This is a genomic window from Micromonospora sp. NPDC018662, assembly GCF_044391475.1.
GTDB lineage: Bacteria > Actinomycetota > Actinomycetes > Mycobacteriales > Micromonosporaceae > Micromonospora.
On sequence record NZ_JBISAC010000002.1, the window covers coordinates 198748 to 222083 of the forward strand.

The following is a 23336-nucleotide window of genomic DNA, read 5'->3' on the forward strand; positions in this document are numbered from 1 at the left end:
TCACTCGTCCAGGCCCCGCTCGATGGCGTACCGGGTCAGCTCGACCCGGTTGTGCAGCTGGAGCTTGCCAAGGGTGTTCTGCACGTGGTTCTGCACGGTCCGGTGGGACAGCCGGAGCCGCTCGGCGATCTGCTTGTAGGACAACCCCTTGGCCACCAGTCGCAGCACCTCGGTCTCCCGATCGGTGAGCCGGGGTGCGTCGTCGTGCGGGGCCGGCGGCGCGGCGGCCAGTCGGCGATATTCGCCCAGCACCAGCCCGGCCAGGCCCGGCGTGAACACCGGCTCGCCGGCCGCGGTGCGGCGCACCGCGTCGAGGAACTCGGCCGGCGCGGCGGACTTGACCAGGTAGCCGGTCGCGCCGGCCTTGACCGCGTCCAGCACGCTCTGCGGCTCGCCGCTGGCCGAGAGCATGAGCACCCGCACCTCGGGCAGCGCGGCGCGCAGCCCGCGGACCACCTCCACGCCGGAGACGTCCGGCAGTTGCAGGTCGAGCACGACCAGGTCGGGACGGGCCGCCGCGGCCACCCGGACCGCCTGCCGCCCCTCGCCGCTGGTCGCCACCACGTCCAGGCCGGCCTCGCTGAGGTCGCGGGCCACCCCTTCCCGCCACATCGGATGGTCGTCCACCACCATCACCCGGATGCTCATCGACGGCTCCTCGGCACGGTCAGCTCGATCTCGGTGCCGGCGCCCGGGGCGGAGACGATCCGCACCTCGCCGCCCAGGTCCGTCACCCGGCCCCGGATGGACTGGGCCACCCCGAGCCGGCCCTGCGCGGCGGCCTCCGCCAGCCGCCCGTCCGGGATTCCCGGCCCCTCGTCGCGTACCGAGACGGTCACCGTCTCCTCCTCGTCCTCGATCAGCACCCAGGCCCGCCCGCCGGCGTGCCGCGTCACGTTGTCCAGCGCCGCGCCGACGGCCGCGGCCAACTCCCCGGCGGCCTGGGCCGGCAGCGGCACCGGCGTGGCCGGCGCGGCCACCTGGACCTCGGTCGAGGCGTACCGGTCGAGCAGGTCACGCAGGTCGCGGTCGTCGCCGGCCTGCTCCGGCACGACGCCCGCCCGGCCGATCAGCGCCCGCAGCGCCGCCTCCTGCTCGCCGGCCAGCCGGGCCAGCTCGGCCGCCTCGCCGTCCAGGTCGGCGCCGCGCCGCCGCACCAGCGCCAGCACCTGGAGCACCGAGTCGTGGATGTCGCGGGCCAGCCGTTCCCGCTCGCGGGTGGCCGCCTCCAGCTCCACCGCCCGCTGCAACCGGGCCTCCGCCTGGACCGCCAGCCGGGCCACGTGCCCGACCACCACGCCGGCCAGCAGCAGGAGGATCGCCCCGGTGAACGCGGACGGGTTGACCGGATCCCGGGTGGCCAGGTCGGCGCCGCCGAGCACCAGCGCGGCCACCGTGCCCCGCCGCCGCCCGCCGGAGACCGCCCAGGCCAGCACCGGCCCGGCCAGCCAGGCGGAGGTCAGGACCGGCACACCGGCGGCGAGCGCCGGCCGGCCGACCACCCACGGCGTGGCCAGGATGATCCCCAGCACCACGCCGAGGTCGGCCAGGAGCAGCGGCCAGCGCCGCCCGGCCGGACGCCGGTAGCCGGCCGCGGTCACGCCGCTCCAGGCCAGCATGCCCAGCAGGACGCCGCCGGCGGCCACCGGGTGCGCGTACTGGCTGCCGTCGCGCAGCACCAGCACCCCGACGTAGGCCAGCGAGGCGAACCGGAACACCGCGATGGACCGCCAGAACGGGCCGACCAGGCCGGGGGACGACGGCATGGGCGTCACCCTGCCACAGTCGGTCTCGCGCGGGCCGGCGGGTGCGGGTCGAGAAACCCTGACGTACGGTGGAAAAGCCGCGAAAGTCGTCGAGGAGCACCGCCGGGACAGGGTCATGACAAACGCAGAACTCCCCGCACCGCGTACGGTTATGCCCATCGAACCTTCCCTTCTGATCGCCGAGGCCTTCGACCAGGCTCAGGTGACCGAGCTGCGGCACGCGGTCACCTCCTGCGCGCACGCCGCCGGGCTCGCCGGCCAGCGGCTGGACGACTTCGTGCTGGCGGTCAACGAGCTGATCACCAATGCGGTCCGGCACGGCGGCGGGCGGGGCCGGCTGCGGCTGTGGCGTCGCGACGGCGAGCTGATCTGCGAGGTCGCCGACCACGGGCACGGGATCAGCGAACGGCGGCTGCACGACCGCGACCGGCCGGCCCCGGAGACCGCCGGCGGCTGGGGCCTCTGGCTGGCCCGGGAGCTGAGCGACACGATGGAGGTCGAGACCGGCGACGCCGGCACGGTCGTCCGGATCACCGCCGCGCTGACCACCCCGCAACCCGCCACCCGCCCGCTGGACGGCTGACCGGCCACCGGGCCGCCCCGGCGTTTCAGCCGAAGAGCGCGCTCACCGACTCGCCGTTGTGGATCCGCCGCATCGCCTCGGCCAGCGCCGGCGCCACCGAGAGCACCTCCAGCTTCGGCACCCGCTTCTCGGCCGGGATCGGCACCGTGTTGGTGCAGACGATCTCCAGCACGCCGTCCTGCGCGCTCAGCCGCTCCAACGCGCCGCTGGAGAAGAGACCGTGCGTACAGGCCAGGCGGATCGAGCGCACCTGCCGCTGGCGCAGGTGCGAGATCAGCTCGACCACCGTGCTGCCCTTGGCGATCTCGTCGTCCAGCACGATCACGTCCCGGTCCGCCACGTCCCCGATGATGGTGCTGATCTGCACCCGGTCGTCGCTGAACCGCTGCTTCGCGCCCGCCGCCACCGGGGTGCCGAGCATCCGGGCGAACGCCGCCGCCTCCTTGGCGTTGCCCAGGTCCGGCGAGACCACCACCGTGTTGCTCAGGTCGTACCCGCGGAAGTGGGCGGCCAGCTCGCGCAGCGCGTGCAGGTGGTCCACCGGCACGCTGAAGAAGCCGTGCACCTGCGGCGAGTGCAGCGTCAGGGCCAGCACCCGATGCGCACCGGCCGAGGTGAGCAGGTCGGCGACGAGCCGCCCGCCGATGGAGATGCGCGGCGCGTCCTTCTTGTCCGACCGGGCGTACGCGTAGTGCGGGAGCACCACGGTGATCCGGCCGGCCGACGCGCCCCGGGCCGCGTCGATCATGAGCAGCAGCTCGACCAGGTGCTCCTGCACCGGCGGCACCAGCGGCTGGATGAGGAAGACGTCCCGCTCCCGGCAGTTCGCCTGCAACTGCACCTCGAGGCAGTCGTTGGCGAACCGGGACACCCGCACCGGGTGCAGCGGAACGGCGAGGTGGGCGCAGATCTCGGCGGCGAGGTCCGGGTGGGCGGTCCCGCTGAACACGGCAATGTCACGCACGTCTGCTGATCGTACGGGTCGATCGGAGGCAGACGGTGGACGCTCCCGGCGGGTACGGTGCCTGCGTGACCGGAGAGTTCGTCGCCGCCATCGACCAGGGCACCACCTCCTCGCGGTGCATAGTCTTCGACGCCGCCGGCGAGATCGTCGCCGTGGCCCAGCGCGAACACCGGCAGATCTTCCCGCGACCGGGCTGGGTCGAGCACGACGCGGAGGAGATCTGGACGAACGTGGAGCACGTGGTCCGGGAGGCGCTGGCGAGCGCCGACCTCGGCCCGGAGCAGCTGGCCGCGGTGGGCATCACCAACCAGCGGGAGACCACAGTCGTCTGGGACCGGGCCACCGGCCGGCCGGTCGCCAACGCCATCGTCTGGCAGGACACCCGCACCGGCCCGCTGCTGCGCGAGCTGGCCGAGGCGTACGACGAGGAGCGACTGCGCGCCCGCACCGGTCTGACGCTCGCCACCTACTTCGCCGGCCCGAAGCTGCGGTGGCTGCTCGACCACGTCGACGGGCTGCGCGAGCGCGCCGAGCGCGGCGAGGTGCTGTTCGGCACCATGGACAGTTGGCTCATCTGGAAGCTGACCGGGCGGCACGTCACCGACGTGACAAACGCCAGCCGCACCCTGCTGATGGACCTGGAAACGCTCGACTGGGCCCCGGAGCTGCTCGACGCGCTCCGCATCCCGGCCGCGATGCTGCCCGAGATCCGCTGCTCGGCCGAGGTCTACGGCACCGCCGAGGGCGTGCTGGCCGGGGTGCCGGTGGCCAGCGCGCTCGGCGACCAGCAGGCCGCGCTGTTCGGGCAGACCTGCTTCCGGCCCGGCGAGGCCAAGTGCACCTACGGCACCGGCAGCTTCCTGCTGCTCAACACCGGCGCCAGCCCGGTGCCGTCGCGGCACGGCCTGCTCACCACCGTGGCCTACCGGATCGAGGGCCAGCCGGCCGCGTACGCGCTGGAGGGTGCCATCGCGGTCACCGGCTCACTGGTGCAGTGGCTGCGCGACAACCTCGGCCTGATCTCCACCGCCCCCCAGGTCGAGGAGCTGGCCCGCACCGTCGACGACAACGGCGGCTGCTACGTGGTGCCGGCCTTCTCCGGCCTGTTCGCGCCGCACTGGCGCAGCGACGCCCGGGGCGTGATCGCCGGCCTGACCGGCTACATCACCAGGGGCCACCTGGCCCGGGCGGTGCTGGAGGCGTCCGCCTTCCAGACCCGCGAGGTGGTCGACGCGATGAACGCCGACTCCGACGTGGCGCTGCGCCGGCTGCGGGTGGACGGCGGGATGACCGGCAACACGCTGCTGATGCAGTTCCTCGCCGACGTGCTCGACGTGCCGGTGGTGCGGTCCCGGATCACGGAGACCACCTGCCTCGGCGCCGCGTACGCGGCCGGCCTGGCGGTCGGCTTCTGGCCCGACCTGGACACGCTGCGGGACAAGTGGCGCTCCGACGCCCAGTGGGAACCGGCGATGGACCCGGCCCACCGCGACCACGAGCTGCACCAGTGGCACAAGGCCGTGCGGCGCACCCTGGACTGGGTGGACTAGGTGTCCGGCCCGGAGAGGTTGGGGACCCGGCTGACGGTTCGGCCAGCGAGCGTGGCGGATGTCGCCTCACTGGTGGAGTTACGCCTGGCCAATGCTCGGACGCATCGTGCTCTCGACGCCGGCACCTACCGCGTTCCGCAGCGTGACGCCGTGGTGCGCCACTTCACGGCCGTGCTGGCCGACGAGGCCGGGCGGGACGCCGTCCTCGTCGCCGAGACCCACGACCGCCGGGTGGTCGGGATGGTCGAGGTGCTGCGGTGCGCCGATCCGCCGGAGCACCAGATCCTGCGGCCGGAACCGTCGGCGCAGGTCCACACCGTTGTGCTGCCCGACGCCAGAGGGCTCGGGGTGGGCTCGGCGTTGGTGGCGGCTGCCGCACGGTGGGCACGCAGCCGCGGGATCACGTACCTGTCGGCCGGCATCCACCACCGCAACGCCGATGCGGTGCGCTTCTACCGCCAACACGGCTACACCGACGCCGGCCTCTCCCTCGGCAAGACCGTGCCCTAGCCCCTCTCCCCCGCGATCTTGCACTTGCTGCCCCGACTTTTCGCACCATTCTGGACGGATCGCAGGCCGAAAGTGCAAGATCGCGGGCGCTGGCGGCGTCAGGCCGGGGCGAGGAGGCAGAACTCGTTGGCCTCGGGGTCGGTCAGGACCGTCCATGGGATGTCGGCGCGGCCGAGGTCGACGCGGGTCGCGCCGAGCGTCTCCAGGCGGGCCGCCTCGGCCGCCAGGTCGGCGCCCGGGTAGGGGCGGACGTCGAGGTGCACCCGGTTCCACCCGGTCTTCGGGTCGGGGTTGCGGACGAACTCCAGGTACGGGCCGACGCCTGCGGCCGAACGCAGTGAGGCGTGCTGGTCGGTCACCTCGTGCACGGTCCAGTCCGTCGCCTCGCCCCAGAAGCGGGCCATCTCCCGCGGATCCGCGCAGTCGACCACCATCGCCGCGATCGGCCCGGTGTCCCGGTAGATCGGGCGCGGCTCCAGCACGCAGAACTCGTTGCCCTCCGGGTCGGCCAGCACCGTCCACGGGACGTCACCCTGGCCGATGTCGACGGGCGTCGCGCCCAGCTCCGTCAGGCGCGCGACCAGTTCCGCCTGGTGGGCCGCCGACGTGGTGGCCAGGTCGACGTGCACCCGGTTCTTTCCGACCTTGGGTTCCGCGGAACGGACGAGGTCGACGCAGACGGCGACCGGGTCGGGATAGCCGAAACCCTCGGGTTCGAGGTTGGTCACGCCCGGCCCTTCGCTGGAGATCCCCCAGCCGAGCGCCGTGGCCCAGAACGCACCCAGCGCGGCGTCGTCCCGGGCCTTCATGGTGATCTGCACGAGCCTCGTCGACATGCGGACGAGACTAGACGACCATCCGGTGCGGTCCGCGCGCCGTCGCGGTCAGCTCCAGCGGTTGCCGGTGAGCTTCTCGTAGACCTCGACGTAACGGGCCCGGGTCGCCTCGACCACGTCGGCGGGCACCTCCGGCGCCGGCGGGCGCTTGTCCCAGCCGCTCTCCACGGCCCAGTCCCGCACGTACTGCTTGTCGAAGGAGAACTGGGCCCGACCCGGCTGGTAGGACTCGGCCGGCCAGAACCGGGACGAGTCGGAGGTCAGCAGCTCGTCGCCGAGCATCAACGTGCCGTCCGGCGTCCAGCCCAGCTCCAGCTTGGTGTCGGCGATCAGGATGCCCCGGTCGGCGGCGATCTCCGCGCCACGCCGGTAGACGTCGATGGTGATCGCCCGCAGCCGCTCCGCGGTCTCCGGCCCGACCTTGTCGACCACCTGGTCGTAGGTGATCGGCTCGTCGTGCTCCCCCTTGGGCGCCTTGGTCGACGGGGTGAAGATCGGCTCGGGCAGGATCGACGCCTCCACCAGCCCCCGCGGCAGCGACACGCCGGAGACCGCGCCGGTGCGCTCGTACTCGGCGAGGCCGCCGCCGGTCAGGTAGCCCCGGGCCACGCACTCGACCGGCACCATCTCCAGCCGCCGGCACCGGATCGCCCGGCCGGCGAACTCCGCCGGCACGTCGGTGGCGGAGAGGACATGGTTCGGCACCAGGTCCGACAACTGCTCGAACCACCACAGCGACAGCGCGGTGAGCAGGCGGCCCTTGTCCGGAATCGGGGTCGGCAGCACCACGTCGTAGATGGAGACGCGGTCGGAGGCGACCAGGATCAGGTCCGCGCCGTCGGCGTAGACGTCCCGGACCTTGCCCGAGTGCAGAAGTTCCACGGCGCTAAGTACACCATGGGCGTGGCGCGTCGACCGGCGCGCCCACCGGCCGTCCCGCCCGGCGTTGACACCCCCGGCCGGGGCCGATGGAATGATCCGTCCACCCACCTTCGGAGAGACCGTGCGCGCTCAGTGGTCCGTACCCCGTCCCGGCCTCGACCGGCGGCGGTTCCTCGGCGCGCTCACCGGCCTGCCGCTGCTCGCCGGCGGGCTGAGCGGCGGGCTGGCCGGCTGCAGCCCGGGGGACGACGAGGCCGCGGCCGACGACGGCCCGATCGAGCTGTCGGTGTTCTGGTGGGGCGGCAACCGTCGGGCCCAGGCCACCGAGCAGGCGTTGCGCCTCTACACCCAGCAGCACCCCCGGGTCAGCTTCCGGATCACCTGGCAGGGGCTGAACGGCTACTACGACCGGCTCGCCACGCAGGCCACCGGCGGCAACGTGCCGGACCTGTTCCAGATCGACGACACGCTGCTCACCGAGTACGACCGCCGGGACATCCTGCTCGACCTCACCCGCTACGCCACCGACGAGCGGCTCGACCTGCGCGGCCTGCCGGAGCAGTTGGCCCGCTACGGCCGGGTCGACGAGCGCACCGTGGCGGTGCCCGCCGCGCAGACCAACGCGGCGCTGGTCTTCAACCGGGACCTGCTGCGCCGGCTGGACGAGCCCGAGCCGCGCACCGGCATGTCCTGGAAGGAGTACGCCCGCTGGGCCGCCCGTGTCACCCGGGCCTCCGGCAACCGGGTGGCCGGCACCATGGATCCCTCCGGCGACTACCGGGCGCTCTGGCTCTGGCTGCGCGGCCAGGGCAGCGAGCTGTACCAGGGTCGGCAGCTCGGCTTCAGCTCGGCCGAACTGCTCGACTGGTTCGAGTTCTGGGAGGTCGCCCGCTTCGACCGGGCCACCCCGAGCGCCGCCCTGGTGGAGCAGGCGGACAGCGGCGAGCTGGCCCGTCAGCTCGTGGTCACCGGGCACGCCGCGGCGTCCTTCGCCTGGTCGCACCAGTTGCCGGAGCTGCAACGCCTCACCGAGGACGAACTAAGCGCGGTCGCCTTCCCCGGCGCGCCGGCCGCGCAGTGGCCCCGCGCGTCGATGTACTGGGCCGGCTTCCGCGGGACCCGCCACCCGGGTGTGGTGGTGGACGTGCTCGACTTCCTGACCACGAACGTGGCGGCCGGCCGGATCCTCGGCTTGGAACGGGGTCTGAACCCCAGCACGCAGGTCCGCACGTACGTCGCCGCCGACGTGACCGACCGGGCCGAGAAGCGGGTGGCGGCCCTCGGCGTGGAGCTGGACGAGCTGGCCGGCCCGGCGCCCGCGCCGCCGCCGAAGGGGCACGCCGCGGTGCGGACCCTGCTGATCGACGCCGCGGAGAGCATCCGGGGCAAGCGGGCCGGGGCCCGCAGCGCGACGTCGCGGTTCATGGCCCGCGCGAACGCCGCCCTCGCCGGCTGACGGGTAAGGCGGGGCCCCCGCTTAACGCATTCGGTAGAGGCGGGGGCCCGGCTTAACACCGGCGCGGCGACACCGGCGCGGCGCGTCAGCGTGGCGGGCGGTTCCGCCGGTTCCTCATCAACATCAGCACCAGCAGCACGATCCCACCGACCACCACCAGGCAGCAGAGCAGGCCGAGGACCCCGAAGCCGCCACCCCGGGAACGCCGTCGTGCGGCCTCCACCACGACCTCACCGGTCCCGGTCGACGCCCAGGCCGCAACCGGTACGAAGACCGAGAGCACGACCGTACCGATGACCGCGCTCAGGCGGCCCCACCATCTGTTCCATCCAGCCATGCCCCCATCCTCGCCGAGGCGCGCAACCGGGGCACGCCGGACGGGACGGAAAGATCCGGATACGGCGAAGGCCCCGGAGCGAACTCCGGGGCCTTCACGATCACGTAGCGGGGACAGGATTTGAACCTGCGACCTCTGGGTTATGAGCCCAGCGAGCTACCGAGCTGCTCCACCCCGCGTCGGTATGTGTACAGCCTATCGCATCCAGATCGTGGAGATCAGCCGGGTCCCCGATCCCGCCGGCGCACCCCCGTCACCTCGCCGAACCGGCGAGATGACCACCACCGGGCAGCCGGGCCGGAGCCGGGAACGGCGAAGGCCCCGGAGCGAACTCCGGGGCCTTCACGATCTCGTAGCGGGGACAGGATTTGAACCTGCGACCTCTGGGTTATGAGCCCAGCGAGCTACCGAGCTGCTCCACCCCGCGTCGGCTCGTTAACCCTAGCGCACCGGCCCGACGAGGCGCAAAACGGGTGCCCGACACGACCCGAGCCCGTGGCCGGTGACCGCTGGGGCCACCGAGCACGGGCTCGGAGTGTCGTCGCTCGACGTCAGTTGCTCGGTGACGGCGAGGCCGAGGCCGGCGCCGACGGCGAGGCGCTGCCCGAGGGCGCCGGGTTGCCGGACCCGTTCGCCGCCGCCTGAGCCTGCTGGAACGCGGTCATCGCCTCGTCCAGCGCCTTCAGCGCCCGCCCGTACCGCTCGAAGTCACCGGACGTCTGTGCGGCCTTGACCTCGGCGATGGCGGTCTGCACCTTGCCGGCCGCGTCGGCCAGCTCGCCGGTGAGCGGCGGCGGCGTGTTGTTGCCGCCGGTCGGCGGTGGGGTGTTGCCGTCGTCGCTCGGCGGCGGGGTGCCGGACCCCGCCCGCTTGCCCTGCTCGACCAACTGTTTGATGCCGTCGCTCAGGTTGTTGGCGAGCACCACGTACGAGCCGCCGTCACCGTACGAGAGCAGCACCTTCTGCAACAGCGGGTACGCGTCCTGGCTGCTGCTCTTCACGTAGACCGGCTCGACGTACAGCATCCCGTCGGCGAACGGCAACGACAGCAGGTTGCCGTACTGCACCTGGGCCTGGTTGGAGGAGAGCAGGTTGAGCTGCTGCCGGATGTCGCCGTTGTTGGTCATCTGTTGATGGACCTGGGTCGGACCGGAGATCCGGGTCTGATCCGGCAGCTCCAGCACCTCCAGTCGCGGCTTCCCGTCCACGTACGAGCCGGAGACCAGCGCGGCGAGGTTCTGCCGCCCGTTCGGGGTGACCGCGGAGGTGAGCTGGAAGCGTGGCCCGTCCTGCCCCGGGAACTGGGTGAACAGGTAGTAGGGCGGCTGCTTCTGCCCGCTGTCCGGCGCGTCCGGCACGTTCGGCACCTGCCAGAAGTCCTGGCCGGAGTAGAAGTCGCCCGGGTCGGTGACGTGGAACTTGGTGAGCAGGTTGCGCTGCACCTTGAACAGGTCGGCCGGGTAGCGGAAGTGCTCGGCCAGCTCCGCCGGGATGTCGCCCTTGGGCAGCACGACGTCGCCGCCGAACGCCTTGTTCCACGCCTTCAGCACCGGGTCGGTGTCGTCGTACGAGTAGAGCTTGACCGTGCCGTCGTACGCGTCGACAGTCGCCTTCACCGAGTTGCGGATGTAGTTGACGTTCTCCCGGGCGAGCTGGAACGTGCCCCGGCCGGTCAGCTCGTCGGCGGTCTCCGCCTGGAGGTTGACCCGCTCGGCGTACGGGTAGGTCGCCGCCGTGGTGTAGCCGTCGATGATCCACAGCACGCGGCCGTTCACCACGGCCGGGTACGGGTCGCCGTCGAGGGTGAGGAACGGGGCGACCTTCTCCACCCGGTCGCGCGGGTTACGCACGTAGAGCAGCTTCGAGTTCTCGTTGACCGCCTCGGAGAGCAGGAAGTTGGACTCCTGCTCCTTGATCGCGTAGAGCAGCCGCCGGGGGAACGAGCCGATCTTGACGCCGCCCTCGCCGCTGTAGGTGTAGTACTGCTCGCCGCCGGTCTGGGTGGGCCGGTCGAACTCGACGTTGCGGTCGCCGTTCTGCCCGACGATCGCGTAGTCGTCGGGCTCCATCCGCTCGCCGTAGTAGATCCGCGGCTGCTGGGCCGGGATCTCCTCGGTCGGCGAGGAGCACGCCTCCTGCGCCTTCTCGCCGAGGAAGCCGGAGACGAAGTACGGCTGCCCGCCGCAGACCACCTGGTTCGCCGGCGCGGCCACCAGGCCGTACCCGTGGGTGTAGACGGTGTGCCGGTTGATCCAGTTGCTCTGCTGGTCGGTCAGCTCGCCGTAGTTGATCTCCCGGACGCCGACCACGTAGTCGGAGGTCTTGTCCTTGACCGCGTACCTGTCGATGTCCAGCTTCGAGCCGAAGTCGTAGAAGCCACGCACCTGCTGGAGCTGCGTGTAGGTCTCGGAGACGAGCTGCGGGTCGAGCAACCGGATGTTCGACACCACCGAGGTGTCGGTGGACAGGTTGGCGGGTGGCACCAGGTTGCTGGCCGCGTACGGTGTGGTCTTCGTGCCGTCGAGGCTGAACGCGGACCGGGTCGCCTTGATGCTGCGTTCGATGTACGGCGCCTCCTTGTCCCGGGCGCTCGGCTTCACCTCGAACGTCTGCACCGCCCACGGGTAGATGCCGCCGATCGCCACCGCGGAGACGCCGAGCAGGGCCAGCGAGATGCCGGGCCAGACCAGGTTCCGCATCACCGCGTTGGAGAACACGATGATCGCGACGGCCACCAGGACGGAGATCCAGGCGAGGATCTCCTTCGCCGGGAGCAGCGCGTTCACGTCGGCGTAGCCGGCGCCGTAGAGCTTCGCGCCCTCGTTGTACTCCAGCAGCATCGCGCGCCGGTCCAGCACGTACGCGACGGCCTTGAGCAGGACGAAGACGGCGACCAGCGTGCTCAGGTGGGCGCGGGCGGCATTGGTCATCCGGTCCCCGACGCCCTGGAGGCGCACCCCGCCGAAGATGTAGTGCACGGCCAGCGCGCCGAGCAGGGCGAGCACCACAGCGGTGAAGCCGACGCCGAGCACGTAGCGCCAGAACGGGAGCTGGAAGACGTAGAAGCCGACGTCGACGCCGAACTCCGGGTCCTTGACGCCGAAGTCGCCGCCGTTGCGGAACAGCAGCCACTGGGCCCACCGGGTCTGCGCGGAGAGCCCGGCGAAGAGCCCGACGACTGCGGACACCAGCGCGATCCAGGTGCCGAGCCGGGGGCTCAGCAGCATCCGGTAGCGCTCCAGCGTGGCCTGCTCGGCCGAGTGCGGACGCATCCGGGGCCGCAGCCGGTACGCCAGCCAGAGGTTGCCGGCGATGATCACCGCCATCCCCACGCCGACCACCAGGAACAGCAGCAGCCGGGTGGCGAGCACGCCGGTGAAGACCTGGGTGTACCGGACCTCGTCGAACCAGAGCCAGTCGGTCCACGCGTTGACCCCCCACCCGAGCAGGGTGAACAACACGAACACCCCGACCAGGACCCCGATGGTGACGCGTCCGCGTCGGCTCATCCTCGGCAGGGGACTGCTACGCATGACCACTATTGGCTCCGCACGTTTGATGTGATCGGCTCCGACCAGGCACCCAAGAGTACGGGGTGTTCCTGAACACGTCGGGTCAAGGTCACGTCACGATCGCCCCGGGGCCGGTGACCGGTCCTGCTCAGCAGCGGGTCGGCTGTCCCCCGGCACGCAGCGTCTCCAGCGCCTTGAGCGCGTCGTCGAGCGTCGCCACCCTGAGCAACGGCAGATCCGGTTGCGGGTTACGGACCGCCTCGGCGCAGTTGTCCGCCGGGACCAGGAAGACCTTCGCGCCGGCGTCCTTGGCGCCGACCAGCTTCTGCGCGATGCCACCGATCGGGCCGACCCGCCCCTCGTCGTCGATGGTCCCGGTGCCGGCGACGACCTTCCCGCCGGTCAGGTCGGCCGGCTCCAGCTTGTCGATGATGCCCAGCGTGAACATCAGGCCGGCGCTCGGCCCGCCGATGTCCCCGAGGTCGATCTTCAGGGTGAACGGGTGCGGCTGCTGCTGGTCGATCTCGACCCCGATGCGCGGCCGGCCGTCCTGCTCCCGGCTGGTCACCGTGGCGGTGCCCGGGGTGCCGCCCCGGGTGTAGCCGATCGTCAGCGCGGTGCCGGCCGGCTTGGCGCGGATCAGCTCGGTGAGCTTGGCCGCGCTGGTCACCGGCGCCCCGTCGACCGAGGTGAGCACGTCGTCCGCGCGGAGCGCGTCCGCCGACGGCCCGCCCGGCGTGACGGTCTTGACCAGCACCTTGATCGGGTAGCCCAGTTCACGCAGGGCCGCCGTCTCGGCGCTGGTCTGCGAGTTCTGGAAGTCCTCCGCGTTGCGCTTCTCGACCTCTTCCTGCGACTCCCCCGGCGGGTAGACCAACTCCCGGGGCACCACCGCCTCGTCCGAGGAGAACCAGCCGGCCAGCGCCGACCGCAGCCGGACCGTGGGCTGCACACCGACAGTGGTGAGCCGGAGCTGCCCGGCGGAGGTGGACGTCGCGCGGCCGGAGACCTGGATGATCTCCTTGCCGTTCTCACTGCCGAGCGTGTTGACGGTCGGGCCGGGGCCGAGCACCACGTACGGCAGCGGCACGCTCAACACGCCGACGCTGAGCAGGGCGGTGAGCAGGGCACCGAGCAGGACGGTCACGCCACGACGTCTCATGCGCCAGAGCGTACCGATCCGTCCCCCGCCGTCCGGCGCGGTGACCGCAGGACTTCGCCCTCAGCGCAACGCCGACGAGCCCGACCTGCGGCGGGGCCCGCGTACCGTAGACGTCGTGCCTGATATTCCGTTCGGCTTCGCGCTCCCGGGTGGGCAACCACCAGACCCCAACGATCCCGCGCAGATGCAGCAGTTCATGTCGCAGTTGCAGCACCTGCTGTCCGCGCCGGGCAGCGGGCCGGTCAACTGGGACCTCGCCCGGCAGGTGGCCGCGAGTCAGCTCGCCGCCGCCGGCGACCCGGCGGTCTCGCCGTTCGAACGCAACGCGGTGGAGGACGCGCTCCGGATCGCCGACCTCTGGCTGGAGCCGGCGACCTCGTGGCCCTCCGGCATCCGTTCGTCGGTCGCCTGGAACCGCAACGAGTGGATCTTCAAGACGCTCGACGTGTGGCGCAAGCTCTGCGACCCGGTGGCCAGCCGGATGGTCGGCGCGATGGGCGACCTGGTGCCGCCGGAGGCCCGCGCCCAGCTCGGTCCGATGCAGTCGATGGTCGCCACGCTGGGCGGCGCGCTCTTCGGCGGCCAGCTCGGCCAGGCCCTCGGCTCGCTCGCCGCCGAGGTGCTCTCCGCCGGCGACATCGGCCTGCCGCTGGGCCCCGCCGGCACCGCCGCGCTCATCCCCGCCAACATCAAGGCGTACGGCGAGGGCCTGGAGCTGCCGGAGGACGAGGTACGCCTCTACGTGGCCCTGCGCGAGGCCGCCCACCAGCGCCTCTTCCAGCACGTGCCGTGGCTGCGCGGGCACGTGCTGACGGCGGTGGAGAACTACGCCGCCGGCATCCGGGTCAACCGGGAGGCGATCGAGGAGGCGATGGGCCGGGTCGACCCGACCGACCCGGAGTCGATGCAGGCGATCGCCCTGGAGGGCATCTTCACGCCCGAGGACACCCCGGCGCAGAAGGTCTCCCTGGCCCGACTGGAGACCGTCCTCGCCCTGGTCGAGGGCTGGGTGTGCCACGTGGTGGACAGCGCGGCCGGTGACCGCCTGCCCAACGTCGTACGCCTCGGCGAGGCGTTCCGCCGCCGCCGGGCCGCCGGTGGTCCGGCCGAGCAGACGTTCGCCGCCCTGGTCGGCCTCGAACTGCGGCCGCGTCGGCTGCGCGAGGCGACAGTGCTCTGGGCGGCGCTGACCGAGCAGCGCGGCATCGCCGGCCGGGACGCGATCTGGGGCCACCCGGACCTGCTGCCCTCGGAGGACGACTTCGCCGCCCCGGAGACGTTCGCGGCGACCGGCAGCGACCTCGACGAGGAGCTGGCCACCTTCGATTTCTCCGCGCCGGGCGCGCCGGAGGAGCCGACCCCGGGCGAGGACGACAGCAAGTCCTGACGCCGCACGTCGGTCGGGGCCCGCACGGATGTTCGTGCGGGCCCCGCCGCGTCCCGCGGGCTCGTCCCGGCCCGCCGCAGCCTGCGGCCCCGCCGTTGCCCTGTCCGCAGTGTGCCGTGCGACCAGCCGGGGATGAGACCCCTCAGCGCCTACAAACCTGATGGCGTCGATGACTCACCGCCCGCAGCCTCGCGGGGACCGTGGCGATCCCAGGACCGGCAGTCGCGATCCATCCTCGTCATCAAGTTTGTAGGCAGTACGAGCCCTTCTCCCGCCGCGCGGTCGGGGCGAACGATCCTCAAGACCGGGATGAACGCGCAAGCGCGGCAGCCCCGTGTGACAGGGCCGGCAACATGGCTGAGGCCGGCCCGGAAGCCGAAGCGCGTGGTGGGCGTGGCGGGCGCACGTAGGCGGACATGAAGGCCGGAGCGGACGGACCGCCCGGTGTGCGCGGACCGTCCGCGCCGGCGAGGGCCAGCGGTCAGCCCGGGTGGCCGGAGAGCAGCGCCCGGGTCGCGTCCCAGCCCTCGAACGCCGGGTCGAGGGCGCCGAGGTCGGCCGGGCCGCGCAGGCGACGCCACCCGGCGGTCACCGCCACGTCGCCGGGCCGGGGCGCCGCGGCCCGCACCTCGCCCGGCACGGCCGTGTCGAGATCCAGCGCCGGCAACCACTCCGGTACGGGCAGGCGCGCGGCCACCCCGAGCAGGCCCGGCCCGTTCCCCTCCGCCGGGGCGACTGCCACCGGCCGGCTGGACAGCGGCCGGAGCAGCTTGCCGAGGGTGAGTCCGGGCACGTCTGGCGCGTCGGCGGCGACCACCGCCGCCTGGTCGTAGCCGGTGAGCGTCGCGAAGACGGCGTTCGGGGTGGGCTCGGGCACCTCGTGCACGGCGGTGCCGGGCCAGACCACCGCGTCGGCGAGCCAGCGGTCCGTCGGGGTGACCGCCACCGCGGTCTCCACCTCGTTCAGCGTGGCCAGCAGGTCCACCACGTCCTCGGCGAGGGCGGTCCGCCACCGCGCCGGCTCGACCCCCGGCGGCGACCAGGTCACCGGGCCGAGCAACGCCACCACCACACGTCGCACCATCCGCCGACCCTAACCCCGCCCGGCCCTCACCCCACCCCACCCCGCCCCCGCTGCGCGCACATTCCCGGAAACAGGCGCGAACCGTGGGGGTGGGGTGAGGTGGGGCGGGGTCAGGGGATGCCGGCGGTGGCGGCGACGCCCTCCAGGTAGCCGCGGGCCCGCTCCGACCTCGGGTAGCGGGCGACCAGGGACCAGAACTGGGCGTTGTGGCTGGGAACGATCAGGTGCGTCAGCTCGTGGAGCAGGACGTAGTCGATCACCCAGTCGGGCATGTCCTGGATCCGGTGGGAGATCCGGATGGTGCGGTCGGCCGGGGTGCAGGAGCCCCAGCGGCCGTTCTGGTTGGTCACCCAACGGACGCTCGCCGGCTCGGCGGTCGCCCCGTGTTCCGGCAGGTAGAGGCCGATCAGGCGGGTGGCCCGGGCGAGCAGTTCGGCATCCGAGCGGGCGAACCGGCCCTCGCGGGCGGCCAGGCGGGCCAGCATCCGGTCGACCCACTCGCTCTCCTCGGCCCGGGAGAACTGGTCGGGGATGAGCACGACGACGCGCTCCCCGTCCCGGTACGCGGACACCGTGCGTCGCCGGCGCTGGCTGCGCCGCACCTCGACGACGGGCTTCCGCGTCCCGGCCATTACCGGGCCGCGCAGCCTCGGTTGACTGTCACGAGGGAAAGGTAATGCGTACTGACCAGGGCTCCGCAAGTGTCAACACCACGACACGCGCCCGGAAAGTGACGGTTGGTGGTCAGGAGTCCTGAAAAAATTCTTTGCGGCGGTAGGTGACCATCACCTGCCGGCTGCCCGTCACGTTAGGTGATCTACGCCGAGCCGCCGACGGCGGGGGCCCGTGAAGGGGATCTGAGCGCATTTACCCGGCGTGTCCCTGCGAAACTCACTTATCCGACGTTACCCGGCGTGCACACTCTCGTCGTCGACTTGCTCACAGAGTCGGCGTACAGCTGACATGGAACCGCCCAGACCTGGGTAGGGTCCGCCAACCAGTGGTCAGGAGACTGATCGCGGAGAACCCCCGGCGCCGGTGCCACGCGTGGCCCGTCGCCGGGATAACCCGCCGGGACACCTCCGGCGGACGAGACGAGGAGGCTACCGTGGCCGAGCAGGCCCAGACCTACAACGGTTACTGCGTCAAGTGCAAGGAGAAGCGGGACTTCGAGGGGCACGTGGAGGTCTCGAAGACCGGCATGAACATGGCCAAGGGCAAGTGCCCGGTGTGCGGCACAACAGTGAACCGCATCCTGGGCAAGGCCAAGGTCTGACCCGACCGGGTCGTACGGGGGAGGGGCGGCTGCGACCGCCCCTCCCCCGTCGCGCATCCGACAGGGTTACCGGCCGGTTGTGGAAAACCGGCGAATTCCTGTGGACAACGCTGGCCACGGCGCACCGCGCCTGTGGACAACGAGCCACCGAGCGCACGGACACGGTCACCATCGGTGGCGTGACGCATCCAACTCCACTCCCCCGTCCCACGCTGCTGCCCGGCCTGACCAGGCTGTGGCGCGACCGGCGCACGCTCCAGCTCGGCGTGGAGCCCGGCCCGGCGGTGCTGGTCGAGGTGACCACCCCGGGCACCACCCTGCTGCTCGACCTGCTCGACGGCACCCGCAGCGAACGCGCCGTGCTGGCCGCGGCCACCGCCGCCCGGGTGCCACCGGGCGAGGCGCGCGCCCTGCTCGACGCGCTCCGGGCCGCCGGTCTGGTCGTACCCGCGCAGACCCTGCTCCCCCGCGACCTCACCGGGCCGGTCCGGGCCCGGTTGACCGCGGAGGCGGACGCCCTGGCCCTGGCCGCGTCCGACCTGCCCGGCACGCCGGCCCGGCTGCTGCGCCGCCGCCGGGCCGCCCGGGTGCTGGTCACCGGCGCAGGTCGGCTCGGCGCCGCGGTCGCCGTCGCGCTGGCCCAGGCCGGGGTGGGGCATGTCATACCCGACCTGTCCGGCCCGGTCCACGCCGGCGACCTGGTCGGGACCGGCCTGCCCGGCACCGAGCTGGGTCGGCCGCTGGCCCCGGCGGTGTGCGCGGCGCTGGGCCGCTGCGCCCCGGGCACGGCCACCGCGCCGCTGCGGTCGGGCCGACCCGACCTGGTGGTGCAGCTCGGCGTGGGTCGGCCGGCCGAGGCGCTCGCCACCGGGTACGCCCGCCGCCGGCAGCCCCACCTCCTGCTCGACCTGCGCGGCGGCGTACCCGTGGTCGGGCCGCTGGTCCGCCCGCCCGCCGGCCCCTGCCTGCGCTGTCTCGACCTGCACCGCGGCGACCGCGACCCGGACTGGCCGGCGCTCGCCGCCCAGCTCGCGACCGATCGCGGCGAGCCGGCCTGCGCGGCCACCACCCGGCTCGCCGCGGCGGCGTTCGCGGCGGCCGAGGCGCTGGCCCAGCTCGACGGCGGCACACCGGAGACGCTCGGCGCGGCGGTGGAGGTGCGGGGCACCGGGCGTCTCCGGCACCGCAGGTGGTCCCCGCACCCCTCCTGCGGCTGCTGCGGGCGTCGCCCGATCCGGTCGGCCCCACCCGCTCCGGGCCGCACGGCAGCCGCGAGCCCCTCGCGTCGGTAACAATGGCCGAGTGACCGACATCCCGCGCCGCGCCGTGTCCCGCACCGCCAAACTCGCCGCCCTGCCGCTCGGATTCGCCGGTCGAACCGTCCTGGGGATGGGCAAGCGGGTGACCGGCCTCGCGTCCGACGTCATCTCCGCCGAGATCCAGCAGCGCACCGCCGAGCAGCTGTTCAGCGTCCTCGGGCAGCTCAAGGGCGGTGCGATGAAGTTCGGCCAGGCCCTGTCGGTCTTCGAGGCGGCGCTGCCCGAGGAGGTCGCCGCGCCCTACCGGCAGGCGCTCACCAAGCTCCAGGAGGCCGCCCCGCCGCTGCCCGCGGCGACCGTGCACAAGGTGCTGGCCGAGCAGCTCGGGCCGGACTGGCGGGACCGGTTCGTCTCCTTCGACGACACCCCGGCCGCCGCGGCGAGCATCGGCCAGGTGCACCGGGCGGTCTGGCGCGACCCGGGGTACGGGCCGAACGGCGGCCCCTGCCACCGGGACGTGGCCGTGAAGATCCAGTACCCGGGCGCCGGTGACGCCCTGCTCGCCGACCTCAAGCAGCTCTCCCGACTGGGCGGCATGTTCCGGGCCATTCAGCCAGGCCTGGACGTCAAGCCGCTCCTGGCCGAGCTGCGCGAGCGGATCACCGAGGAGCTGGACTACGAGCTGGAGGCCGAGTCGCAGCGGGCGTTCGCCGCCGCCTACGCGGACGATCCGGACATCTTCATCCCGGAGGTGCTCGACGCCGCGCCCCGGGTGCTGATCACCGAGTGGGTCGAGGGCATCCCGCTGTCCACGATCATCCGGGAGGGCACCGAGGAACAGCGCAACGAGGCCGGACGGCTGATGGCCGAGCTGCACCTCTCCGCGCCGGAGCGGGCCGGGCTGCTGCACGCCGACCCGCACCCGGGCAACTTCCGGCTGCTGCCGGACGGTCGGCTCGGCGTGATCGACTTCGGCGCGGTGGCCCGGATGCCGGAGGGCACGCCCGAGCCGATCGGCCGGATCGCCGCGCTGGCGCTGCGCGGGGACGCCGACGGGGTGGTGGCGGGGCTGCGCGACGAGGGTTTCGTGAGCCCGAACGAGCCGATCGACGCCCAGGGGGTGCTCGACTTCCTCCGCCCGATGCTGGAGCCGATCGCGGTCGACGAGTTCCAGTTCACCCGGGCCTGGCTGCGGGCCGAGGCGGGCCGGCTGGCCAGCCCCCGCTCCCCCGCGTACCAGCTCAGCCGGCAGCTCAACCTGCCGCCGTCCTACCTGATGATCCACCGGGTGACGTTGGGTTCGATCGGGGTGCTCTGCCAGTTGGAGGCGAAGGCGCCCTACCGGGCCATCCTGGAACGCTGGCTGCCCGGCTTCGCGCCGGTGGCCTGACCACGCGCGTACGCCGAAGGGGCGGTGACCATCGGAGTCACCGCCCCTTCCTCAGTGTGTCGATCTAGAGAACGCCCAGGTCGCGTGCCGACTGGCTACGACTCCGCATGGCGACGGTACGGGCGGAACGGGTTGCCTCAGTGCTCGTGGTGGTGCGACCGGCCTGAGGCCGACGCATTCGAGCCCTCGACAACGCTTCGTGGAGTAGTTGCATCTCGGTTCCGTTCGGCAGGTGCAGCATGGGTTTTCTCTTTCCAGTCAGCCGGTGGAGGGACACCGGCGTCGGTCGGCTTCGGAACGTCGGTGTGTCAGGCTGCCAGCCGGACGGCGCTACGCGACTCGGACAGCCCGCTGGCCGCCAGTCGCGCCTCCGCCTCGACCCGGAGCTGGGCGTCGCGGGCGAGGTCCTCCTTACGCGGACGGCCACGGGGCCGCTTGCGCGGGACGACCGCGCCACGCTCGAAGATCTCGCCGCCCCAGACGCCCCAGGGCTCGGCCCGCTCCACCGCCCCGGCCAGGCACTCGACGCGCAGCGGGCAGTCCCCGCAGAGCGACTTGGCCAGCTCGAGCTCGGCGGGCGAGTCGGAGAACCACAGGTCGGGGTCGAACTTCCGGCAGGGCAGGTTCGCCTCCATCTCGACGCTCACGTCGAGTGGGGCCAACGCCAGACTCATCCTCCGGTCACCTCTCTCTCACTTCGATCTCGTGGATCGCATTCGGTACTTCGGCGGGGCAAAAAAACTGAGGCCGCGGATCCCGGTAGCGGGTTCCGCGGCCTCGAGGTGAGCCGGTGGTCTGATGGATCAGACCGGTCTACCTCGAGGTGGAACGCCGCGGACATCGGTGCGCTTCTTGCCATCGATGCCCATGCCCGTGAAGCCACTGGTCCCCTCGACTCCGCGCAGCGGTGCAACGGTCAGGTTCAGCTCGGCCTGAACCTGGGCCTGGTGCACCTGCGGAGCCGACGGTCGAGCGGCAAGGGCCACCCGGACGGCCGACAGCGGAACGCCGGCAGCTGGCATCGCCGCCGGACGCTCGTAGGTGTAGATCTCCATTGGTGCCACCTCCCTGACTTTCCTCGTGCCGACCATGGACTCATCCCCCGTGAGCAGCCAGAACGGCGCCGCTCGCGTGGTGTGTCCTGAGGCTATTCCTCGCCCTCGGGCGAGGGCAAACGATTTACGGACTGATTTCCAAAGTTTTCTGCGGGCAGAACGTCGTCCACCCCGGCGCCGGCCACGAGGGCGAGCACCGGGTCGCCGTAGAGCCCCACCTTCCGGGGCCCGATGCCGGCGATCGCTACCAACTGCTCGATGCGGCCCGGCTTCCGCTCCGCCAGCGCGGTGAGCGTGGCGTCCGTGAACACCACGTAGGCCGGCACCCGCTGCGCGCCGGCCACCCGCTGCCGCCAGTCGCGCAGCCGCTCGTAGAGCTCCTCGTCCAGATCGGAAGGGCAGGTCGGGCAGCGGCCCAGCTTCCGGTCCGCGCCGGCGAGCAGCGTGGCGCCGCAGATCCGGCAGGAGACCACCTGCGGTCGACGCCGCTCGGCCCGCCGGGCCGGGCTGCCACCGCCGGCCCGCTCACCGCCGCCCGAGCGGTCGAGCTGCGGCAGGAAGCGGGACGGCCGCCGGGCCCGACCACCTGGTGAACGCGCCGTCGCGTACGACAGCCAGAGCCACTCCCGGGCCCGGGTGATGCCGACGTAGAGCAGCCGCCGCTCCTCCTCGACCTGCTCGGGAGTCTTCGCGTACGTGGTGGGCAGCGTGCCCTCGGCCAGCCCGACCAGGAACACCGCGTCCCACTCCAGGCCCTTCGCGGAGTGCAGCGAGGCCAGCGTGACGCCGTCCACGGTGGGCACGTGCTGCTGGGCGGCCCGCCGGGCCAGCTCCTCGGTGAAGCCGGTCAGCGTCACCTGCCGCTCGACCGCCGCGGCCTCCCCGATCGGCTCGATGTCGGGGGTGGCCGCGTACTCCTCGGCGAGCTGCACCAGCGCGGCGAGTGCCTCCCAGCGCTCGCGCGCGGCGCCGCCGGCCGGAGGCGCGTCGGGTGCCCAGCCGACCGCGGCGAGCCCCTCCACCACGGCGGCCGGCAGCGGCGTCTCGCCGGGCACCGAGCGGGTGGCGGCGCGCAACGCGACCATCGCCTGGCGCACCTCGGGCCGCTCGAAGAACCGCTCCGCGCCCTGGAGCACGTACGGCACCTCGGCCTCGGAGAGCGCCTTCTCGTACGCCTCGGACTGCGCGTTGGTGCGGAACAGCACCGCGATCTCCCGCGCCGGGGTGCCGCCGGCGACGAGCGCCCGGCAGCGGGCCGCGACGGCGGTGGCCTCGGCCGGCTCGTCGGTGAAGATCCGCAGCTCCGGCTCGGGGCCGGGCCGGCGCTGGCCGTGCAGCTCCAGCCGCAGCCGCGCCTCGGCGCCCCGGGCCGCCGAGATCACCGCGTTGGCCAGGCCGACCACCTGCGGGGTGGAGCGGTAGTCGCGGACCAGCCGCACCACCGTCGCGCCGCGGTGGTGACGCGGGAAGTCGACCAGGTACGACGAGGTCGCGCCCGTGAACGAGTAGATCGTCTGGCTGGCGTCGCCGACCACGGTGAGGTCGTCGCGCCCGCCGAGCCAGACGTCCAGCAGCCGCTGCTGGAGCGGGTTGACGTCCTGGTACTCGTCGACCACGAAGTGCCGGTACTGGCTGCGCACCTGCTCGGCCACGTCCGGGTGCTCCTCGATCCCCCAGACGGCGGCGCGCAGCATGTCCTCGAAGTCGATCACCCCGTTGCCGCGCTTGAGCCGCTCGTACGCGACGAACACCTCGGCCACCCGCGCCGGCTCGTACGGCGTCTCGCGCCGCGCCTTGGCCGCGGCGACCACGTATTCGTCCGGCTCGACCAGGGAGGACTTGGCCCACTCGATCTCGGCAGCGAGGTCCCGCGCGGCGGCCCGGTCGGTGCGCAGGCCCACCTTGGCGGCGGCCAGCGTGACCACCCGCACCTTGCTGTCCAGCAGCTCCGGCATGGCCCGCCCGGCCAGCAGCCGGGGGGCGAAGTAGCGGACCTGGCGCAGCGCCGCCGCGTGGAACGTCCGCGCCTGCACCCCGCCCACCCCGATCACGGTGAGCCGGCTGCGCATCTCGGCCGCGGCGCGGGCGGTGAACGTGACCGCCAGCACGTGCCGGGCGGAGATGTCGCCGCTCAGCGCCCGGTAGGCGATCCGCGAGGTCACCGCCCGGGTCTTGCCGGTGCCGGCGCCGGCCAGGATGCAGACCGGGCCGGCCGGGGCGGTCACCGCCGACCGCTGCTCCGGATCCAGCCCGGCCAGCACCCGTTCCGCCGCTGAGTGAACCCCCACGACAGGGAATCATCCCAGCCCCGTCCGACGTTGCAGCGG

The 23336-nt window shown here is 72.8% G+C and carries 20 protein-coding genes, 2 tRNA genes and 1 pseudogene; 8 read left to right on the forward strand and 15 right to left on the reverse strand.

The window, feature by feature from the left end:
- Both ACH495_RS06225 and macS read right to left on the reverse strand, forming a co-directional pair.
- Nucleotides 1-648 carry a response regulator gene (locus ACH495_RS06225; protein ID WP_396856683.1) on the reverse strand — a complete coding sequence of 216 codons (648 nt, stop codon included), beginning with the start codon at nucleotides 646-648 and terminating at the stop codon, nucleotides 1-3.
- Nucleotides 645-1766 carry a MacS family sensor histidine kinase gene (macS, locus tag ACH495_RS06230; RefSeq protein ID WP_396856684.1) on the reverse strand — a complete coding sequence of 374 codons (1122 nt, stop codon included), beginning with the start codon at nucleotides 1764-1766 and terminating at the stop codon, nucleotides 645-647. Before macS ends, ACH495_RS06225 begins: the two co-directional genes overlap by 4 nt.
- Before the next feature lie 115 nt (nucleotides 1767-1881).
- Between macS and ACH495_RS06235 the strand changes: the two genes are divergently transcribed.
- A complete protein-coding gene (locus tag ACH495_RS06235; protein WP_396856685.1) occupies nucleotides 1882-2349 on the forward strand; it encodes an ATP-binding protein in 468 nt (155 codons plus the stop codon).
- 25 nt (nucleotides 2350-2374) lie between these two features.
- On the opposite strand, the gene ACH495_RS06240 is transcribed toward ACH495_RS06235, so the two are convergent.
- Complete coding sequence (locus ACH495_RS06240) at nucleotides 2375-3313, reverse strand: ribose-phosphate diphosphokinase (RefSeq protein ID WP_396856686.1); 939 nt, start codon at nucleotides 3311-3313, stop codon at nucleotides 2375-2377.
- A gap of 65 nt (nucleotides 3314-3378) precedes the next feature.
- Here ACH495_RS06240 and glpK point away from each other — a divergent pair, with 65 nt between their 5' ends.
- Nucleotides 3379-4863, forward strand: coding sequence for a glycerol kinase GlpK (gene glpK, locus ACH495_RS06245; protein ID WP_396856687.1), 1485 nt, complete (start codon nucleotides 3379-3381; stop codon nucleotides 4861-4863).
- Complete coding sequence (locus ACH495_RS06250; RefSeq protein WP_396856688.1) at nucleotides 4864-5373, forward strand: GNAT family N-acetyltransferase; 510 nt, start codon at nucleotides 4864-4866, stop codon at nucleotides 5371-5373.
- Nucleotides 5374-5471: 98 nt separating this feature from the next.
- On the opposite strand, the gene ACH495_RS06255 is transcribed toward ACH495_RS06250, so the two are convergent.
- Both ACH495_RS06255 and ACH495_RS06260 read right to left on the reverse strand, forming a co-directional pair.
- Nucleotides 5472-6209, reverse strand: coding sequence for a VOC family protein (locus ACH495_RS06255; RefSeq protein WP_396856689.1), 738 nt, complete (start codon nucleotides 6207-6209; stop codon nucleotides 5472-5474).
- 48 nt (nucleotides 6210-6257) lie between these two features.
- Nucleotides 6258-7091 (reverse strand): phosphoribosylaminoimidazolesuccinocarboxamide synthase, encoded by an 834-nt coding sequence (locus tag ACH495_RS06260; RefSeq protein WP_396856690.1) that lies wholly within the window; start codon nucleotides 7089-7091, stop codon nucleotides 6258-6260.
- A gap of 121 nt (nucleotides 7092-7212) precedes the next feature.
- Between ACH495_RS06260 and ACH495_RS06265 the strand changes: the two genes are divergently transcribed.
- On the forward strand, nucleotides 7213-8547 hold the full coding sequence (locus ACH495_RS06265; RefSeq protein WP_396856691.1) for an ABC transporter substrate-binding protein: 1335 nt from the start codon (nucleotides 7213-7215) through the stop codon (nucleotides 8545-8547).
- A gap of 85 nt (nucleotides 8548-8632) precedes the next feature.
- Here the strand turns inward: ACH495_RS06265 and ACH495_RS06270 are convergent, their stop codons facing one another.
- The 5 genes from ACH495_RS06270 to ACH495_RS06290 form a co-directional block, all read right to left on the reverse strand.
- Nucleotides 8633-8884 carry a hypothetical protein gene (locus ACH495_RS06270; RefSeq protein ID WP_396856692.1) on the reverse strand — a complete coding sequence of 84 codons (252 nt, stop codon included), beginning with the start codon at nucleotides 8882-8884 and terminating at the stop codon, nucleotides 8633-8635.
- Between the two features lie 105 nt (nucleotides 8885-8989).
- Nucleotides 8990-9063 (reverse strand) — tRNA-Met (locus ACH495_RS06275).
- A 174-nt stretch (nucleotides 9064-9237) separates the two neighbouring features.
- Nucleotides 9238-9311, reverse strand: a tRNA-Met gene (locus ACH495_RS06280).
- Between the two features lie 124 nt (nucleotides 9312-9435).
- Nucleotides 9436-12393, reverse strand: coding sequence for a UPF0182 family protein (locus ACH495_RS06285; protein ID WP_396856693.1), 2958 nt, complete (start codon nucleotides 12391-12393; stop codon nucleotides 9436-9438).
- Nucleotides 12394-12544: 151 nt separating this feature from the next.
- Complete coding sequence (locus ACH495_RS06290; RefSeq protein WP_396856694.1) at nucleotides 12545-13558, reverse strand: PDZ domain-containing protein; 1014 nt, start codon at nucleotides 13556-13558, stop codon at nucleotides 12545-12547.
- Nucleotides 13559-13673: 115 nt separating this feature from the next.
- On the opposite strand from ACH495_RS06290, the gene ACH495_RS06295 reads away from it, so the two are divergent.
- Nucleotides 13674-14945 (forward strand): zinc-dependent metalloprotease, encoded by a 1272-nt coding sequence (locus ACH495_RS06295; protein WP_396856695.1) that lies wholly within the window; start codon nucleotides 13674-13676, stop codon nucleotides 14943-14945.
- Between the two features lie 481 nt (nucleotides 14946-15426).
- Here the strand turns inward: ACH495_RS06295 and ACH495_RS06300 are convergent, their stop codons facing one another.
- Both ACH495_RS06300 and ACH495_RS06305 read right to left on the reverse strand, forming a co-directional pair.
- Nucleotides 15427-16029 carry a hypothetical protein gene (locus tag ACH495_RS06300; protein ID WP_396856696.1) on the reverse strand — a complete coding sequence of 201 codons (603 nt, stop codon included), beginning with the start codon at nucleotides 16027-16029 and terminating at the stop codon, nucleotides 15427-15429.
- A gap of 110 nt (nucleotides 16030-16139) precedes the next feature.
- Nucleotides 16140-16661, reverse strand: coding sequence for a M48 family metallopeptidase (locus ACH495_RS06305; protein ID WP_396856697.1), 522 nt, complete (start codon nucleotides 16659-16661; stop codon nucleotides 16140-16142).
- Between the two features lie 476 nt (nucleotides 16662-17137).
- Between ACH495_RS06305 and ACH495_RS06310 the strand changes: the two genes are divergently transcribed.
- The 3 genes from ACH495_RS06310 to ACH495_RS06320 all read left to right on the forward strand — a co-directional run bounded on the left by ACH495_RS06310 (nucleotide 17138) and on the right by ACH495_RS06320 (nucleotide 19954).
- Nucleotides 17138-17305, forward strand: a complete 168-nt coding sequence (locus ACH495_RS06310) for a DUF5679 domain-containing protein (protein ID WP_396856698.1) — start codon at nucleotides 17138-17140, stop codon at nucleotides 17303-17305.
- Between the two features lie 179 nt (nucleotides 17306-17484).
- Nucleotides 17485-18597, forward strand: a complete 1113-nt coding sequence (locus ACH495_RS06315) for a TOMM precursor leader peptide-binding protein (protein WP_396856699.1) — start codon at nucleotides 17485-17487, stop codon at nucleotides 18595-18597.
- Nucleotides 18598-18607: 10 nt separating this feature from the next.
- Nucleotides 18608-19954 carry an ABC1 kinase family protein gene (locus tag ACH495_RS06320; protein WP_396856700.1) on the forward strand — a complete coding sequence of 449 codons (1347 nt, stop codon included), beginning with the start codon at nucleotides 18608-18610 and terminating at the stop codon, nucleotides 19952-19954.
- Between the two features lie 308 nt (nucleotides 19955-20262).
- On the opposite strand, the gene ACH495_RS06325 is transcribed toward ACH495_RS06320, so the two are convergent.
- From ACH495_RS06325 to ACH495_RS06335, 3 genes and pseudogenes are all read right to left on the reverse strand, one after another.
- Nucleotides 20263-20628 carry a WhiB family transcriptional regulator gene (locus tag ACH495_RS06325; RefSeq protein ID WP_396856701.1) on the reverse strand — a complete coding sequence of 122 codons (366 nt, stop codon included), beginning with the start codon at nucleotides 20626-20628 and terminating at the stop codon, nucleotides 20263-20265.
- A 129-nt stretch (nucleotides 20629-20757) separates the two neighbouring features.
- The gene (locus tag ACH495_RS06330) at nucleotides 20758-21009 is read right to left on the reverse strand and encodes a hypothetical protein (protein ID WP_396856702.1); all 252 of its coding nucleotides are present in this window, start codon (nucleotides 21007-21009) and stop codon (nucleotides 20758-20760) included.
- Between the two features lie 124 nt (nucleotides 21010-21133).
- A pseudogene (locus ACH495_RS06335) lies at nucleotides 21134-23297 on the reverse strand (ATP-dependent DNA helicase UvrD2).
- Between the last annotated feature and the right edge of the window lie 39 nt (nucleotides 23298-23336).

Excerpts from the sequence above, each read along its gene's own strand:
- ACH495_RS06305 (WP_396856697.1), bottom strand. The coding sequence starts at position 16,661 with ATGGCCGGGACGCGGAAGCCCGTCGTCGAGGTGCGGCGCAGCCAGCGC.
- ACH495_RS06285 (WP_396856693.1), bottom strand. The coding sequence starts at position 12,393 with ATGAGCCGACGCGGACGCGTCACCATCGGGGTCCTGGTCGGGGTGTTC.
- ACH495_RS06225 (WP_396856683.1), bottom strand. The coding sequence starts at position 648 with ATGAGCATCCGGGTGATGGTGGTGGACGACCATCCGATGTGGCGGGAA.
- ACH495_RS06255 (WP_396856689.1), bottom strand. The coding sequence starts at position 6,209 with ATGTCGACGAGGCTCGTGCAGATCACCATGAAGGCCCGGGACGACGCC.
- ACH495_RS06290 (WP_396856694.1), bottom strand. The coding sequence starts at position 13,558 with ATGAGACGTCGTGGCGTGACCGTCCTGCTCGGTGCCCTGCTCACCGCC.
- ACH495_RS06325 (WP_396856701.1), bottom strand. The coding sequence starts at position 20,628 with ATGAGTCTGGCGTTGGCCCCACTCGACGTGAGCGTCGAGATGGAGGCG.
- ACH495_RS06300 (WP_396856696.1), bottom strand. The coding sequence starts at position 16,029 with ATGGTGCGACGTGTGGTGGTGGCGTTGCTCGGCCCGGTGACCTGGTCG.
- macS (WP_396856684.1), bottom strand. The coding sequence starts at position 1,766 with ATGCCGTCGTCCCCCGGCCTGGTCGGCCCGTTCTGGCGGTCCATCGCG.
- ACH495_RS06330 (WP_396856702.1), bottom strand. The coding sequence starts at position 21,009 with ATGGAGATCTACACCTACGAGCGTCCGGCGGCGATGCCAGCTGCCGGC.
- ACH495_RS06235 (WP_396856685.1), top strand. The coding sequence starts at position 1,882 with ATGACAAACGCAGAACTCCCCGCACCGCGTACGGTTATGCCCATCGAA.
- ACH495_RS06270 (WP_396856692.1), bottom strand. The coding sequence starts at position 8,884 with ATGGCTGGATGGAACAGATGGTGGGGCCGCCTGAGCGCGGTCATCGGT.